General features: G+C 48.7%; 15 protein-coding genes. 14 read left to right on the top strand and 1 reads right to left on the bottom strand.

The features are described 5' to 3' along the window. The first annotated feature begins 14 nt into the window (after window positions 1–14). From BN3910_RS07680 to galE, 9 genes are all read left to right on the top strand, one after another. Window positions 15–3,659, top strand: a complete 3,645-nt coding sequence (locus BN3910_RS07680; protein WP_187367688.1) for a Cna B-type domain-containing protein — start codon at window positions 15–17, stop codon at window positions 3,657–3,659. Between the two features lie 248 nt (window positions 3,660–3,907). Further along, the gene (locus BN3910_RS04490; protein WP_066924767.1) at window positions 3,908–5,662 is read left to right on the top strand and encodes a DUF7601 domain-containing protein; all 1,755 of its coding nucleotides are present in this window, start codon (window positions 3,908–3,910) and stop codon (window positions 5,660–5,662) included. An 81-nt stretch (window positions 5,663–5,743) separates the two neighbouring features. Then, window positions 5,744–6,676, top strand: coding sequence for a class B sortase (srtB, locus tag BN3910_RS04485; RefSeq protein ID WP_187367687.1), 933 nt, complete (start codon window positions 5,744–5,746; stop codon window positions 6,674–6,676). A gap of 38 nt (window positions 6,677–6,714) precedes the next feature. Further along, window positions 6,715–7,488 (top strand): hypothetical protein, encoded by a 774-nt coding sequence (locus BN3910_RS04480; protein WP_148417324.1) that lies wholly within the window; start codon window positions 6,715–6,717, stop codon window positions 7,486–7,488. A gap of 13 nt (window positions 7,489–7,501) precedes the next feature. After that, window positions 7,502–8,062 (top strand): signal peptidase I, encoded by a 561-nt coding sequence (lepB, locus tag BN3910_RS04475; protein ID WP_066924763.1) that lies wholly within the window; start codon window positions 7,502–7,504, stop codon window positions 8,060–8,062. Between the two features lie 191 nt (window positions 8,063–8,253). Next, window positions 8,254–8,493 (top strand): Veg family protein, encoded by a 240-nt coding sequence (locus BN3910_RS04470; RefSeq protein WP_066924761.1) that lies wholly within the window; start codon window positions 8,254–8,256, stop codon window positions 8,491–8,493. Between the two features lie 57 nt (window positions 8,494–8,550). Beyond that, window positions 8,551–9,384 (top strand): 4-(cytidine 5'-diphospho)-2-C-methyl-D-erythritol kinase, encoded by an 834-nt coding sequence (gene ispE / locus BN3910_RS04465; RefSeq protein ID WP_066924759.1) that lies wholly within the window; start codon window positions 8,551–8,553, stop codon window positions 9,382–9,384. 306 nt (window positions 9,385–9,690) lie between these two features. Next, a complete protein-coding gene (locus BN3910_RS04460; RefSeq protein ID WP_066924757.1) occupies window positions 9,691–10,755 on the top strand; it encodes a M15 family metallopeptidase in 1,065 nt (354 codons plus the stop codon). Window positions 10,756–10,833: 78 nt separating this feature from the next. Continuing rightward, window positions 10,834–11,841: a UDP-glucose 4-epimerase GalE gene (gene galE / locus BN3910_RS04455; protein ID WP_066924755.1), complete on the top strand. Its 1,008-nt coding sequence runs from the start codon at window positions 10,834–10,836 to the stop codon at window positions 11,839–11,841. 98 nt (window positions 11,842–11,939) lie between these two features. Here galE and murJ read toward each other — a convergent pair whose 3' ends face one another. Beyond that, complete coding sequence (gene murJ, locus BN3910_RS04450; protein ID WP_066924753.1) at window positions 11,940–13,478, bottom strand: murein biosynthesis integral membrane protein MurJ; 1,539 nt, start codon at window positions 13,476–13,478, stop codon at window positions 11,940–11,942. Between the two features lie 270 nt (window positions 13,479–13,748). Here murJ and BN3910_RS04445 point away from each other — a divergent pair, with 270 nt between their 5' ends. From BN3910_RS04445 to tsaD, 5 genes are all read left to right on the top strand, one after another. Further along, window positions 13,749–14,414 (top strand): ECF transporter S component, encoded by a 666-nt coding sequence (locus tag BN3910_RS04445; RefSeq protein WP_082790301.1) that lies wholly within the window; start codon window positions 13,749–13,751, stop codon window positions 14,412–14,414. Window positions 14,415–14,578: 164 nt separating this feature from the next. Continuing rightward, on the top strand, window positions 14,579–14,992 hold the full coding sequence (gene tsaE, locus BN3910_RS04440; protein WP_075967991.1) for a tRNA (adenosine(37)-N6)-threonylcarbamoyltransferase complex ATPase subunit type 1 TsaE: 414 nt from the start codon (window positions 14,579–14,581) through the stop codon (window positions 14,990–14,992). Then, window positions 14,980–15,747 (top strand): tRNA (adenosine(37)-N6)-threonylcarbamoyltransferase complex dimerization subunit type 1 TsaB, encoded by a 768-nt coding sequence (gene tsaB / locus BN3910_RS04435; RefSeq protein WP_066924751.1) that lies wholly within the window; start codon window positions 14,980–14,982, stop codon window positions 15,745–15,747. Before tsaE ends, tsaB begins: the two co-directional genes overlap by 13 nt. A gap of 12 nt (window positions 15,748–15,759) precedes the next feature. Further along, a complete protein-coding gene (gene rimI, locus BN3910_RS04430; RefSeq protein WP_066924749.1) occupies window positions 15,760–16,269 on the top strand; it encodes a ribosomal protein S18-alanine N-acetyltransferase in 510 nt (169 codons plus the stop codon). Continuing rightward, window positions 16,250–17,257: a tRNA (adenosine(37)-N6)-threonylcarbamoyltransferase complex transferase subunit TsaD gene (tsaD, locus tag BN3910_RS04425; RefSeq protein ID WP_066924747.1), complete on the top strand. Its 1,008-nt coding sequence runs from the start codon at window positions 16,250–16,252 to the stop codon at window positions 17,255–17,257. Before rimI ends, tsaD begins: the two co-directional genes overlap by 20 nt. Window positions 17,258–17,270 lie beyond the last annotated feature (13 nt).

Below are 17,270 nucleotides of genomic sequence, written 5' to 3'. Positions count from 1 at the left end.
AAGGGGAAGAACAAATGAAACGCCATAAGATACCCATAGTCCTCGCAGGCATATTGATGCTCTTGACCATGCTTTGGGCAAAACCGGCCTTTGCTGCCGACGTCACGGTTACGAACCTGACAGAACTTAAAAATGCAATAGGGGGGGGTAACTCGATTACTCTACTGAATGACATCACCGTAACGGAGGAGTTAAACATTCCCGCCACCTACAGCGGTGAAATTAAATCTTCCGGAAAAACGCTAAGTTTGGCTTCCGGCGTTGAAAATATGTTTGTCATTGCTGACAATGCAAACGTAACGTTTGACAACATTGTCTTTGACGGACAGGAACATGGGCGTATTATTGATGCCGGCGAAGCGAATGTGACGATAAAAAATTCAACCCTTAAAAACGCAACAACGGAGCCGTTTGCCAAGAAAGTGGTTGACGGCAAGGATACCCAGCGCTATGAGGGCGGCGCAATTTATGCTGCCCATACGACGCTGAATGTAGAAAATACCATTTTTGAAAAGAACCACACTAAAGCCGAAGTGCCGAAACCCGGTGCTCCACACGGCGGCGCCATTGTTTCCTATTCGGCAAACATCACGGTTAAAGGTGGACAATTCATTAACAACTATACGGGTGCCATTACACCACAACCCGGTGCAAACGGCGAAGGCGGAGCCATAAAATTGCATCCGGGCTCGACGCTTACCATCAATGACGAAAGTGTTACTGAAAAAAAGACAACAAAGTTTACCGGCAACCATCTGGACGGCTCCGGGGATGCCGGTGGTAGACAGGGCGGCGCGATCGAAGCAACAGAATCAACAGTATCGATTTACGGCGCTACATTTGAAGTAAAAGGCCCCTTTAATACAGGCGGTGCAATCAAATTTGAGCGCTGCAAGGGGAACCATAATGCCATTATCGAGAATTGCGATTTTACAATTCTGCCAAATCAAGGTGATTGGGGATTTGGCGTCGCCGGTGGAGCAATTACATCCGAAGGATCTATCCTGTCCATTAACGGGTCTACTTTTAAAGCGGGTGAGGGTACTCGAGTAGTTGAAGCGGGCGGCTTAATTCAAGTTGATAAAGATGGTGAATTTAATCTAACCAACTCAACACTTGAAGGATCCGGCGCATGGTTTAATGGTAGCAGATATACGGCTAATACCGGTGGAGCCATCTGCTTCTACGATGGATCGACGGTTACAGCGAAAATTGAAAATACAACGATTAAAAACTTTATGGTGGACGGTGCCGGGGCCGGAATATCGGTCGCGAAGGCTGCCGGCCATAAGGCGGCCGTTACCTTAACGATGACAGATACCACAATCGTAAACACCTCTGCGTATGTGTGGCAAGGCACTGCACATGGCGGCGCGATGTTCGTGGGAGAAGGCAATACGGTAACGATTAACGGCGGTACTATCTCATCGAAAACGAAATCAAATAATGCCGGCGGTATTTTTAATGAAGGTTCAGTAACGATAACGGGAAGCGATAATGGGCCTGCTCAAATAGCCGGCAATGAGGCTTACCAGATGGTCGGCGGAATTTATAATGATGGCTATCTAAAGATTGATGATGCGAATTTTGAGAAGAACGTAAAATATAACGATCATAGCGATCCAAAATATAGGACAGAGGATGGACATGCACTCAATAAAAATGAAATGGGCGGAATGAACATCTACGCGGATCAAGACGTTATTATAACCCCGAAAGCAAAATTCGACGACAAGGATATTCGTGTCCTTGATGGCCAGTCCAAGATCCTTTTGACCGGTGCATTAACGAATCAAATCAATGTTTCGGTTAGTGAGAGTCCGAAAAATCATAATAATCCAGATAGCATTTTAGATCGCTATTCCGAGACACAGGAAAGATACATCGGTTATACGGTAGCAGGTGGAACGGAAGGCTACACGCCAACCGCTGCAGACGCCAAAAAATTCTATTATGTATCAAAAGATGCAAGTCAGCCCATTGCGGATGTCGATGATCATACATCAATTGGTACATGGGACTATGTATTCAATCCGAATGAGAAAACCGTTGTTTTGGGGCAGCGCGCCAAGATGACGTATCATGCGAATTATAATGAGAAGAGTGCAAAATTCGAGGATGGCTCGAAGGAAAAAGAGCAACTTTACACCTTCTTTGGTTCCGGAAACGGTGAGCCCAAAGTTTCCGTGAATGATGTTGCCGTTGCCTATCTGACCGAATTGGAAGAGAAGCCGGTTTCCAAGTGGATTTTTGACGGATGGTACAACCATACGCCAAAGCAGCCACCGGTGGATGCCAACACGACACCTTTCCAAAATACGAAAAAGAATGATGTCGCTTCTTCTAAGGTGAACTTTGCGGATGCCTATTTTGTGAATACACAGAATAAAATCACCACAATTCTTGATCCCAATGCGTTGCACGTATATGCCGGCTGGAAGCCGCTTGAAATCAAGTTAGAAAAAGTTTGGGATGATAAAGGTGCAAAAGAACAAGCGAAAGAGGCGACAATAACGCTTACTCCTGTTCCGGCAGGTATGAACGGAAGCTTTACCGCAGATAGAACGAATCTTACGAAGCGATTCGATGAATTGGACAAGTACCTCGAAGATGGTAAAACAGAAATCACGTATACAGTGGATGAACCTTCCGTTCCGGACGGTTATACCAAAACGATAACGGAGACAGCTGATGGTGATGGCTCTGTGGTGAACTACTCGGTAACGAATACGAAGAAAGACAAACTCTACAAGGTTGTTCACGAGTTTAAGGCGGCTGATGGCTTGACAGTTGCTTTACCGCAGGACATTAAAAATTGGACGCCGGCGGATCAGAAGGATAAGGCCGACGGAACAAAAGTAACGCCGTCAGATTTTGCGAACAAAGAGTACAACGATAAGGTTAATGACGGGAAATGGGAATTTGTATCTTGGGATAAGAAGGAAGATACGATAAATGGTGCCGACGTTAAGTTTGTAGGAACATGGACCTTTACCAAGACAACACCGACGCCGCCGACACCGAAAAAGATTGATATTCAGGTAAATAAGGTTTGGGATGATCAGGATGATCAAGACAAAAAGCGTCCGACGGAAATTACCGTGCAGCTTCTTGCCGACGGCCAGCCGGTCGAAGGAAAAACACTGCAGCTGACAGAAAATAATCAGTGGACGGCACGATTTGAAAACTTAGATGAGAAGCTTACAGCGGGAACCGAGATTGTCTATACCGTCGAAGAGATTCAGGTTCCGGATGGCTATACCGTAAACATTGCCGGTGATGCGAAGACCGGCTTCACCATTAAGAATAGCCATACGCCTAAGACGCCGGATCCGAATCCGGACCCGGAACCCAACCCGAACCCAAATCCGAATCCAAACCCGGATCCGAACCCAGACCCAGATCCGACGCCGGATCCGCAACCGACCCCGGAACCCAACCCGAATCCGAATCCGCAACCGGAGCCGACGCCGCAACCGGAACCAACGCCGGAACCGACGCCGACACCAAAGCCGGAACCGAAGCCGGAGCCAAAACCGGTAGCGCCTCCGAAAAAACCGGAAGCGCCGAAAACCGGAGAGGGAATTCAGTTGGTGATGGGCACTGCAATGACACTGCTATCCGCAGGTGCATATCTTGGAATGAAGAAGAAAAAATAAACGCTATTCTTCACAAGAAAGTGATGTGATGAAAGCCCCGAGCTACGTGGAAAAGCGTAGCTCGGGGCTTTTTGACCAAAGAGATGTTTCTCATTCCATTTGTACGGCAGCGGAAAGGGACAAAACAACTGTGCATTCCCACAGATACAAAAGGGTAAAAATTCGTCCTATAGGGGGAGTGGAAAAAATCGGACAGTTTTAGTATATTATATATATCATTAATTTTTTACCAATAGGATGATAAAAAATTGTTGTACGAACAGGAAGCCTTACAGAAGGCACAGAAGGCGAAAGGAGTAGGTAATGAAAAAAACAAAGGGGGGGCAAGCCGAATCATAAGCTTCTTGCTTGCGCTTATTATTGTCTTAGCGGGCAGTTCTAATTTTGCTTATGCTGCACCGGAGGAAAATGCCGGATATACTGTATTGGAACCGGACAATATCAAAGGACGGATTCAATTTGTGGATGAATCTGCCCCGCGTCTCCGTGCGGCAATTGTTGATAGTGATACTAGTACTTTTTATATTCTCATCGCGCTCGATCGGGACATCAACTTGGCCGACCATATTGAAGGCGGACGAATCGTCTATTCCACTCGGTTAGGCAGTGAAGATCTTATGGGTCCGAATGTTCTTCCCGTTGAGCACGTTCTCAATAATGGGGGAACGGATTTCTCTTTCCTGATGACGGAAGGAAAAACGGAGTTAGAGAGCCTTGGTTATACCATTGAAGGCGAATATCCGGAAGGATCCCATTTTGCCGATTACAATGGGCAGACTTTAGGCATCACTGTAAAAGGGCAGGCCAACAAGCCGGCGATTGTTGATTTTACCGCTACGGTTGCTTATGCACAGGGCGGTCACATGATTCTGCCCATGCAGGTTAAGATTTTACCGAAGTTTTTCCTTACCAAGAATCTAAAGACCGTGGGCGGCGCAAACCATCCGGCGATGGATTTTGAATTTGAATTTCAGGCGGAAAACGGTGCGCCGGACTTAGGGCTGGATCCTGTTAAGCTTTCGTATACTGCCGATGAAAAAGGCATTAAAACAAGCGAAGACATCATTTCTCTTATTGAACAAAAACAGCCGTTTACGAGCAGCGGAGAGTACACGTATACGCTCACCGAAACCAGTACCAGCTATACACAGCACGACGGAGACGATTATATCGACAATCTGGTCACCTCGAAAGCGAAGTATCAAGTGACGTTTACTGTCGAATCCAATCCGAAAGGTGCCGGTTATCGTGTTCTTTCCGTCGCGGTTAAGAAGTTAACGAATGATGACGGAACGAATGCCAATGGCGCAAAGCAGGATAACTATTATAAGGAAGGCGACGAAAACGATATTCGCTTTGAAAATGAATACAGCAAAGAAGTAAAAGAAAATAAGGGAAAAGACCCCTTAACAAAGCAAGGTTTATTCGTTAAGAAGACGGTTACGGGTAAATTGGGCGATAAAAATGCCTACTTCCCCTTCACGGTTACCTTGACGGCTCCGGCAGACCTTACGGTAGGCAAGGACAATCAGGGCGATCCTGTCGCGCCCAAGACAAGAGCGCGCATCTTTAATAGCCGTACCATGAAGTTTGAAACCGACGTGACGGCCAATGGAATTACCACGGCGGATGCCAATGGCTATTTTGATGTCCTTTATGGAACGGCATTAAACGTGAATCTGAAACATGGTCAGGCGATTGTTTTTGAAAAAGCGTATGTAGGAAGCACGCTTGAAGCAACCGAAAAGGACGCAAAATCGCATACCTTGACGTATCAGTCGGTCAGCGGCGGACAAACGGCTACCGATGCCAATACGATTACGGTCTCGGACAAGGGAATAAACAAGGTCGAAGCCTTTAATGATAAGGATCAAACTACCGTTCCTACCGGTCTTTATACCAATCAATCCTCTTCGATGGCAATGATGCTCATCGCAGGGGCTGGACTTGCGGGTGTCCTTTTCTTCGTCGTAAAGAATAAGAAAAAAGCAGAAATGCAGTAATGGCAGAGCCGGTATGCCGCTTCAAACATCCGGAACAAGGAAGTACGAAGCGGCATGATCCGGTTCAGGAATGATGATGGGATGAAAAACGCAGGTTATCGAGTCCTAAGCGCCCTATCAAGAGGGCTGGATTTTCTGTTTATTCTCTTCTTTGTGGGGCTTTTTGCGATCGGTCTCTATGGATATTGGGATATCGAGTCGGTTTTCGATCAAGCGGAAGGAAAGCACTTTGCTTCCTATAAACCGGAGACGGGGCAAAAAGATCTCCAGATGGGCTTTGAAGAGCTGAAAAAAAGAAATCCGGATACGGTCGGCTGGCTGGAAGTCTATGGCACATCCATTGATTATCCGGTCATGCAAGCGGCGGATAACCATAAATATTTAACAACCGATGCTTTAGGACGTTATTCCGGGTCGGGCAGTATTTTTCTGGATGCCGCGAACAAGAGCGATTTTTCGGACCGTAAACTGGTCATCCATGGGCACCACATGGCGCATCATGCCATGTTTGGCGATTTGGACGATTTTTCGGATGCGCATTTTTTTGCGGACCATCCATACGGAGACCTTTACTTTTCAGGCCGTCACCATGGCCTGAGGGTTCTCGCTTATCTTCGCGTTCTGGGGGATGATCGTCTCATTTATCAGATATCGGACGAATCCCAAGAGGCGTGGAGAAACCTTCTGGCTTATTTGCAGAAGCGCTCTGTTCCGAATCGGTTCAATGAGGTCACAGCGGATGAACTTGATCAAGCCGGCTTGGTGATTCTCAGCACATGCACCGAAGAAACGGAGGGGCGTCAGCTCGTGGTTGCTCAGGTGTTGGCTGAAACGTTTGAAAATCCCTTTGAACAAGATAAAAACGATACAAAGTTTAGCCGGATCCTGCAAACCGGGGAAAGCATCTCGAAAAATAAGGTTTTTATTATTCTGCTTAGCTTATGGATAATGGCTTTGTTCGTGCGAATCCTGTGTTCGAGGCAACTTCGTAAGAAAAAACAAGAAATGAGATAATGATGATGAAAGAGAAAAAAAGAAAGCAGAAGAAAGGAATGGGACGCATATCGGCGTTTCTATTATCGGCATTTCTCCTTTTCAATTTCTTTTTCCTTTCCTGTGGCATGCGGGTGTTTGCCCGTGGAGAGGACGGTGTCTTTTATGACCTTTCTCTGCGTCAGGAACTGATCCATGGAGATGGAAGCAGCAAACCGGTCGTTCGGTATCGTTTAGAGGCATTGGATGGAGCTCCATTGCCGGAGACTGCATCCGGGACCTACGATTTTTCCGTCGAGGGAACGGGCATCCACACGGCGGGGCGAATTTTCTTTACTCGGCCGGGGCTCTACCGGTATAACCTCTATGCCACAAGTATACAAGCCCAATCCGGCGTGTGGAAGCTGGACGAACGACACTATCGATTAGAGGCTAATGTCTATCACACGGGTGAAGGCGATGGGAAATGGACGGTGATTTTGATCATCAAAAATGAAGCGGGCACCAAGGAAGCGGAGATCGTTTTTGAGCATGAACAAAAAGAGAATCCGTCAAAACCGCCAATCAATCCACCAAAACCTCCTGTGGATCCATCCAAACCTCCGGTGATCCCACCAAAGCCTCCGGTGAATCCGCCCAAACCTCCGGTGAATCCATCTAAGCCTCCGGTGAATCCAACGACCCCAACGGTGAAGCCGGTGGAATCACCACGGACCGGAGTCACCATTCGACCTTTTGTTAGCCTTTTGGTTCTTTCCAGCGGATTCTTCTTACTGACGGTTTGCCGGGGAAAAGGCAAGAAGATAGGACATCGAGACGCCTATGTCGACTGATCAGGAGAGGACAGTGAGCGCGGAGAAACTTCGCCCGGATCACATCAAACACCAAGAGAAAAAAACAACATCTGATCAACCTTGGGCAATGGGAAAGCTGATTTCAACCATCATGGTCAAAATCTTCGGGTTTTTACTCCTTCTCTTTTTGATTTTTACCTTTGCTTTTCAATGGGTACGTTATGAAGAGATCAAAATGACACCGGCGGTAAAACCCGGAGATTTGCTTTTGGTGGACAAGCTTAACAAGACGAGCCGGGTTCGCGACTTAGTCGCCCTTCAAGTGGAAGATCAGACGATCATTCGGCGTGTGATTGCAGTGGGCGGCGACCGGGTTCAGATTACGGATCAGGGCGTTTTGGTCAATGGCATCATTCAAAGCGAACCCTATGCGGTAGGCGAAACCGACCTCTATAAAGATGGCTTTTCCGGAGAAGTTGTGCTGGCTGAAGACGAGATATTTGTTCTGGCAGATGTGCGAGAGGACGCTCTTGACAGTCGAGCTTTTGGACCGGTTCGTATTCAAGATACGATGGGGCGGGTTGCTTTTTTTGCACGGAGAAGGAACTTTTAGTTCATACAATTTTTCAGATATCTCGGATACCGTTTTGCGGCTGTTTTGTCTCCTTAAGGGATCTTAAAGATTAGACACATAAACCTTTATTGCGCGGAAAGTGGAGGCTCTGAAACCGAATTTGCATAAATCATATTTTTCCTGTATAATTTGAATGCTATTTGTACCCAAAGTAGGAAGGTGGGTGTGGTATGCAGGAAAACAGCTTAATTCAGGCCATCCGCAGTGAAGTCGAGCAAAATATCGGACGTACTGTGGTTGTGCGTGCGGACAAAGGACGAAAGCGGATCGTCACAAAAGAGGGCATCATTGAGAATGCATTTGATGACGTTTTTACCGTTCGTATTTCGAATGCCTTTGATATGGAACGAACCGTATCGTATACGTATACGGATGTTTTAACCTCTACCGTAAAGCTGACGGTATATTGATCGAAGAAGGACTCTCCGGAGTCCTTTTTTCTTGAGACAAAAACTACGGAGGATGGCATGGAATTGGAAGTACAGGCCAATGCGAAGATTAACCTGACGCTGGATATTCTCGGCGTGCGTGATGACGGGTACCATGACCTGGACGGCGTGATGCAGGAGATTGCGCTTCATGATACGTTGACGATCGAAAATGGACGCGGTGGATTCGTTCTGTTTTGCGACCATCCGCACCTTAAGCTGGACGAAAACAATTTAATTTACAAGGCATGGGACGCACTTCGCGATCGCGTAGAAGACGACTCAATCATCATTGAACTCGAGAAGCGAATTCCGCTTTCGGCAGGACTTGGCGGAGGAAGTGCAGATGCCGCTGCTACATTGGTGGGATTGAATCGCATATGGAATTTGAACCTGACGGAGGAGGAACTGATCGAAATTGCCGGCGGCATTGATTCGGACACCGCCTTCTTTATCCGCGGCGGTACGCAGCGTGCGCAGGGAAGAGGAAATATTTTGACGCCATTGCCGAATTATTCACAGAAGCCGGTGCTTCTGGTCAACACGGGCGACACGATCAGCTCACGCTATGTGTATGATCGCGTGGAGGCGAATGGTAAAATTCCGGTCTCGAAAATGATTGATTTGCTGCAGTACGACAACCTCAAGGCTTATACCATGATGAAAAATCAAATGGAGAGCGTATCCTTTGAGTCGATTCCTAAACTGGCGGAAATAAAGGAAAAATTAGAGGAATCCGGTGCGCTGGCGGCGCTCATGAGCGGCAGCGGTCCAACCATGTTCGGCTTATATGAAACCATGGAACAGGCAGAGGACGCTTATACGCGTTTTCAGGGTCGATATCCCTTTGTTCTGCTGACCAGAACCGTGTAAAATGGACGAAAACTGAATGCATATTCGATAATCGAAAAAGAAAAGGTTTGCAAACGGAAGATTATCCAAAATGAATGACTATTCGACTATCGACCGTCTTCATGAGCTTCCACAATATGTGGTGGAACGATTTGAAGAAAACACATTCATTAGCAGAAATTTTCGCCATTTAGGCCGTTTTTTTTCGTAAAGTGGCTTGAACATCATCTCGGCGTTCGTTATAATACTTGTAGTGTAACAGGAATATTGATGGGATACCGTTTTCATACGAATACGTCCTGAAAGACACAGGAGAATCGTAGATGAATGGCGGAAGAATATAGAGGTGTGTCGATGAGAAATGATCAGTCAATTGAGAAACGCTATAGAGCGCGCCGTAAACGGCGGGAAGCTCTTCAGCGTCGTCGCCACAAGAAAAGTGTACTTATTGGAGTTTGCGCCGGCGTGCTTCTGCTGTTGTCCGGCAGCTTTGTTCTCCGTCATTTTATGAACAGCTCAAGCGCTGTGGATACGCATGCCGCATTGGCGACTTCCGCACAGCTGGTGCAGGATACGCAGGCTGTAACGAAAGAGAACGAATTCGTTTCCGTTGAGTACAAGACGCGTGTCGAAATTGAAGAACAGAAGCAGGAGCGTCCCCAGGAAAAAGAACAGCATGATGGGTATACCGATCGTCTGGATACTTTTTTACGGGTTAGCCGCGATACCACACTGTTCACCCGTGATTCGACAAAGTCTCACGTTGTTGCTCCGCTTGCTGCGGGAACGACCGTCGAAACGTACGGCACGAACGGCGAATGGACCAAGGTTACAAGTAAAGGGCGCACGGGTTATGTGCGCAATGTCGATCTGGCAATGATTACCGATGCCACGTTATGCAAAACCGTTGAAGGAAAAGTGATTGTGAATGCGACCTATCGCCTTCCGGAAGATTATGAAACCGTATTTCATCCGGATGCCGAAGCGGGCTTAAAGGTCATGCTCGAGGCGATGCAGCGTGATGGCTTACAGGTTGAGGTGGCCACTACCTATCGTGGCGTGGAGGAGGAGAAGAAAGAGCTCGTCCTTCGTGGAAATCCTGCCAATGTTCCGCAACCGGGACATACGGTATTTCAGACCGGCTACGGTGTGCAGTTTAATGCGCCGAACACCGATCCGCGCATTGAAAATCACTTTGAAAATACGAAGCAGTTCCAATGGTTGAAAGCGCATGCGCAAGAATATGGTTTTGTTCTGCGCTACCCGGAAGGAAGTGAGTCCATCACCGGTTATCGCGCCGATCCGACCATTTTCTACTATGTGGGTGTGGAAGATGCTTCTCTGATCAGCAATGAAGGCCTTACCATGGAAGTGTTCTACGGTGTCAATTAAAATCCGGTTAATCGAAGTCCGCTGGTAACGTCGTTGCCGGCGGACTTTTTTTGAAAAAAGAAAAAATAAGGAGGAAGAATGAACGTCTTAGTCAGTGGCGGTTTGGGATATATCGGCTCTCATACGGTCGTGGAATTGATCAAGCGACAGCACAAAGTGGTGGTGGTCGATAACCTTTACAATGCCGATGCCGATGTGCAGTTACGCATTGAAAAAATCACGGGAAAGAAGCTGACGACCTATATCGCGGATTGTACCGATGCGGAAGCGATGGAAAAGATTTTTTCCTCTCATAATGTCGATTGTGTGATTCACTTTGCCGGCTATAAAGCGGTGGGGGAATCCGTTGCTAAACCGCTGATGTATTATCATAATAATCTGTTGAGCACCATGGTTATTTTGGACGCGATGAAAAAGCATCACGTCAAGCAGATGGTATTCAGTTCGTCCGCAACGGTGTATGCGCCGGAGAACCGTAGTCCGTTACAGGAGGCAATGCCCCTTGCGGCCACAAATCCCTACGGGTGGACCAAGATGATGATTGAGCGCATTCTGATGGATGTCGCGACGGCGAATCCGGATTTTTCCGCCATTCTCCTGCGTTATTTCAACCCCATCGGCGCACACGATTCCGGGCTGTTGGGCGAACGTCCTGTAGGCATCCCCAACAACCTCTTGCCCTATATCTGCCAGGTGGCGGACGGTACGCGTGAAAAACTAAGCGTTTTCGGCAATGACTACGATACGCCGGACGGCACCGGTGTACGCGATTATCTGCATGTCGTCGATTTGGCACTGGGGCATGTGGCAGCCTTGGAAAAGATGGCCGATCGTCCGGGAGCACATGCGTTCAATTTGGGCACCGGTAAGGGGACAAGCGTATTGGAACTGGTTCATGCTTTTGAGCAGGCCAATCATCTGACCATTCCCTATAGCATTGTAGGCCGGCGTGCGGGAGATATTGATACCGTTGTGGCAGATCCGGCCAAAGCGGAGCATGAACTGGACTGGAAAGCGACGCACAGTATTAAAGAGGCGTGCGCATCGTCCTGGTATTTCCAACAACACGTGAACGACAGTCTCTAATGGAACCGGACCATAGCAGCGAAGAATGTAAAAAAGAGGGGTTTCGCAGACGTTGCGGAATCCCTCTTTTGTTTTGTAGTTAAGATTTAAAGGTAGGGTCACCGGCGTGGCAACGCTTTGCGACGCTGAAAACGATGATAGACCTGATTGACCAATTGGCGAACTTCGGGGATCTGTGCGAAAAGAATGACGATAAGGTAGACGACAGCAGCAACCAAAATGGTGAGCAGAAGGCGAATCGTTTCGTTTGCCACCGGAAGGCCGTGAAAGAGCAGGAAGGCAACCATACCCATGAGCGCAGAGGCGGCAGTCACTTTAGCGATGGACAGGAAAAGTGAACGAAATTCAAAACGACCGCATTTTTTGCGCAAAAACCATCCCATAATGATTGCACCGACGAGGTTACCGATCATGGTGGCGGCGGCAAGGCCGTTTAACCCGAAGAAATAGGACAAAAGGAAGTTCAGAGTGATATCTACGGCAACTTGTATCGCGGAAATGAGAAGCGGTGTTCTGGTATCATGCAGGGCATAAAAGGCACGAATAAAAATTTGCGAACACAATAATCCGATGAGACCGGGCGTATACCAGAACAATGCGCCGGTCGTCATCAGAGTTGAGATGGCGGTGAATTGATCGCGCTCGTAGAAGAGACGCACGATGGGCTGTGCGAAGAGCATCATACCCACGACAGCGGGAATAATCAAGACCATGCCGTGTACAAGAGAATGATGAATGACGCGTTTGAACGGATGTAGATCCTCTTTTTGTGCGGCACGAGACATTCCCGGATAGGAAGCGGTTACAATGGAAACGATAACCACGCCTTCCACCATCATGAAAATCATATTGGCATAATTGAGAGCGGATGCGCCGCCGTTGGGCACAATGGAGGTGGCGATGGCTTTATCCACGATGATGGAAAGATCATTGACCAGGATGGAAAACATGGCCGGAATGGCGATCGCCAACGATTCACGGATGGCGGGCGCATTGGGCTTTAACAGGAACTGGTGTCGATAGCCTGCACGGCGAAGGGCGCCGGGGAAAAAGGCATATTGAATCGCCACGGCGAAAATACTGCCAAAGGCGAGAAGTTGAAGATTGCCCGTCTTGGCGGTCAGGTACGAAAAGAAGATCATCACGATATTCATGATGATGCCCGTCGTCGCCGGGGTTAAAAAGTTGTTGTAATTGTTCAAATAGCTGATGAATGCACCGTTGAGCGCCGAAAAAAGAATACGAAACAGGACGATACGCGTAAAGAGAACGGCCTGATCGAACTTTTCGCCGTCGAAGCCGGCGGCAACGATGCGCATAATCTGCGGCATGAACAGAAAACCGATGCCGGCAATGATGGCGGCAAGAACGACCACAGTATTCGTTAAATTGGCGGTGAAGCGATCGGCTTCCCGGCGGCCGCTTTTGGTCAACACTTTATTGTACATCGGGATAAAGGTAGTCTGGATGGACATAAAGAGAAAGCTGAAGGCCATGGCTGTAATGCTTTCGGAAACGACATAAATGTCCGTTACCATACCGGTACCAAAAAATTTCGCGAAGCTCACTTCGCGAATCAATCCGGTAAATTTGGAGATGATCGTGATGATCATCAGTTGAAAGGTGATCGAACCCATACTTGTTCCTCCCTTGATCGGATTCAGTCTACCATATTTTTTCCTTTTAAAACGCAGCTTGGCTGAGGAATTGCATTTTCTTGCCGTGCATAGCGTTATTCCGCCGTGAAGCCTGTATTCCGGAGCTCAAAAGGACAGTTTTGACAATTATCGGCTTTTGACTGTACAGATAGCATCCAATCGTTTATAATGGCAGAGGTTGTTAAACCGATATCATTCTTTTCGCGGACAGAAGCCATTACATAGTCCCTAATATAGAAAGGAATGATTATGCAATCACAACATACGATAGCAAAACAAATGAACGAATGGACGGAACCGAGAACGGTGTTACAGCAACTTAAGGATGCGACGCGCGTCCGCAATATGGTAAAAATTGCTGCACTGGGCGCGTTGGGCTTTGTAATAATGGAACTGTTTCAGATTCCAATGCCCTTTGCTCCGGCTTTTATGAAAGTGGATTTTGGCGATGTTCCCGGATTGATCGGCGGTTTCGCCATGGGTCCGGTAGCGGGCTTTCTCATTCAGCTTGTTAAAAATATTTTGAAATTATTTACGTCCGAAACCGTCGGTGTCGGGGAATTATCCAATCTCATTGTGGGAAGCACCTTTGTCCTGGTGTCCGCCATCATATATCGTCGCTCTCATACCAAAAAGGGAGCCATCATCAGTTTGATTGCCGGTTCATTAGCCATGAGTTGTATCGCGGTGATCTCCAACACATTCTTCATCTTTCCGGCCTATGCAGCGGCGATTCAGTTGGATTTGGATGTGCTGGCTACGCAGATCGGCGCGGCCAACGGGCTGGTGACCAACTACATGACCCTGATGCTCTTTTCGGTCTTTCCGTTCAATCTGGTCAAGACCTTGCTGGAGAGTGTGGTGACGTTCTTGCTCTACAAACGCATTTCGCCGATTCTCAAACGCTGGTCATAAGGTAGAAACGGGGACGATGTACAGGGATGGTTGCGTTGTCGACGCATCCGCTTCGGAAAAAGAATAGACCTGCCGAAGTAAGTCGATTACAATAAAGGTACAAGAGAAGAGGTTGCCCTGCGGGGCACCTTCTTTTTATTGCTTAAGAAAGAAGGAGAGAATACGTGTATATCGCCTCAAAACAAGCGATGCAAGAGTGGAGCGAACGCTTTGCGCATACATTGCGTTCGGGAGACGTCGTTTCGTTGGAGGGAACGCTTGGTGCGGGGAAAACACAGGTGGTGCAGTGGATAGCGCAGGCGCTCGGCGCCGACCGACCGGCATCGTCACCTACGTTTTCGCTGGTAAATCACTATCGTACACCGAATCGGGACCTCTACCATCTGGATCTGTATCGGCTGGAAAGCCCGAACGAATTGGAAGATATTGACTACGAAACGTATTTTTACCCGGAGGAGGCCATCACGTTTTTGGAATGGGCGGAAAAGGCGAAGGACTACCTTCCGCACGGCATGGTGCATGTGCAGATTGTCGTCAAAGAAGGGGAAGCGAGGGAGGTTAGCGTATGGCGAGACTGATTGGAGCAGACACCTCCACGCGAGCAACGGGAGTGGCCATTGCCGAAACGGGAAAGCCGCTGCACACCGCGGTTGTAGAACAGGATCGCCTGCGTGCGGAAGAACTTTTGAGTGTCTTGGACACTCTCTGCCGGGAAAGCGGCTTCGCCGCCGCTGAAGCGGATGCATTTGTAGTAGGTATCGGACCCGGATCGTTTACCGGCCTTCGCATCGGTGTCACGATGATGAAGACCATGGCGCAGTTTACGCATCGGCCGATTTTAGGCGTATCATCGCTGAAAGCACTCGCGTATGCCGCGAAGGCGGAACATCGTGCGCATCTTCTTGTTCCTGTTATTGACGCACGAGCCAATCGCCTGTTCGCGTCGGTCTATCGTATGGATGCGGATGAACCGGTGTTGATTCTAAAGGAAGGCCTGTACACCGAAGAACAATTGCAGACCTTTTTGCTTTCTGAAAAGGATGCGGTTGGGGAAAAAGACGAAACACAACCGTTTTTGTGCTGGGCTGGTGCAGGCATCGCACGTCATCCGGCGTTGATGGAGGCGTTCTCTTCGGAGGAAAGCGTGCAGCTCTCCTCTCCGGCGGCATTATCGCCCATTGCCGCGATGATGCAAATTGCGGTGGAACGGTTTTCGCGGGGAGAAAGCGATGACGTCCTGCATCTCGTTCCCAATTACCAACGAAAATCACAAGCGGAACTGGATCGTGAACGCCGGGAGACGTTCACGGAAGAAGAAAGAAAAAAGAAATGAAAGGAGGAAAAGATGCGTGTCAAAAACAGACAAACGGTACACCTTCGGCCGATGACCGAAGAGGACGTGCCGGTGATCCATCAGCTGGAACGCGAAGCGTTTCAAAAGGCGTGGACGGTGCAGCAACTGAAAAATGAACTTGCCCACCCTTTTAACACCGCCGTTGTGGCGGAGACGGATGCACGCATTTTAGGCTATTTCTTTTCCTCCGACGTAGCCGGCGAATTAAGTCTTAACCGTATTGCTGTCGCGGAAGACTGCCGAAAAGGAGGCATAGGCAAGAGGCTTGTTGCACGCTTTCTTGCCGATGGGCAAAGAGACGGTGCCGAAGAGGCGTTTTTAGAGGTTAATGAGCGAAATACCGCAGCAAAAGCGCTCTATCAGGCGTTCGGCTTCGTTGTCGTGGGAAAAAGGCATCAATACTACGCGGAAGAAATGGCCGATGCGCTGATTATGCATTGTCGGCTGTCGAAAGAGAGCGAATGCCATCGGGAGGAACGTCATGTTCATTTTAGCCATTGAATCTTCCTGTGATGAGACGAGTGTAGCGGTCCTGCACGACGGGCGCGAGCTGCTCGGGCAGATCATTTCTTCCCAAATTAAAGATCATGCGCTTTTCGGGGGTGTTGTGCCGGAAATTGCTTCACGCAAGCATCTGGAAGCCATCAATCCGCTTTTGGAGGCGGTGCTTAATGAAGCGAATGTGCGAGCGGAAGACTTGGACCTCATTGCGGTTACGCGCGGCCCCGGACTGGTCGGTGCGCTTTTGGTCGGTATTTCCGCAGCCAAAGCCATGGCCTATGTACGCAATATCCCCATTGTGGGCGTGAACCACATGGAAGGGCACCTTTGCGCCAATTATCTGGCGCACCCGGAATTGGAACCGCCCTTTCTCGGTCTGGTCGTCTCGGGCGGACACACATATCTCTGTGTAGTGAAGGATTATGCGCACTATGAAGTGGTCGGTTCCACCGTGGACGATGCCGCCGGAGAGAGCTTTGACAAGGTCTCGCGCGTTCTGGGGCTGGGCTATCCCGGCGGACCGAAAATCCAGCGTATGGCGGAGCAGGGGAATCCGCAGGCCTTTGCTTTTCCACGCGCGATGTCTTCCAAAGAAGACGGCTATGCGTTCAGCTTCAGCGGCCTGAAAACCGCGGTAATTAATGAAGTGCATCACCGTGAGCAACAAAATCTTCCTGTTCCGGTGGCGGATATTGCCGCTTCGTTCCAACAGGCGGTGATTGACGTGCTGGTACAGAAAGCGGAACATTTGCTGGAAGCCATGCCCGAGATGCGAACCTTTTGCCTTGCGGGGGGCGTAGCGGCAAATCGTCCACTGCAGGAAGCCCTTTCCGCCATGTGCGCGAAGCACGATTGTCGATTTTTTGTTCCGCCGGCTATTCTGTGTACGGATAACGCCGCCATGATCGGCTGTGCCGGCTATTACCAGTATCAGGAACGGGGTGCGTCATCGCTTGACTTTGCCGCCGACCCCGATTTAGGACTTTAGAAAAGAGAGGAGT

Origin of the sequence: Murdochiella massiliensis (genome assembly GCF_900059565.1) — a bacterium.
Taxonomy (GTDB): domain Bacteria; phylum Bacillota; class Clostridia; order Tissierellales; family Peptoniphilaceae; genus Murdochiella; species Murdochiella massiliensis.
Note: the sequence above shows the minus strand (reverse complement) of the source record. Positions and strands in the feature narration are given on the sequence as shown.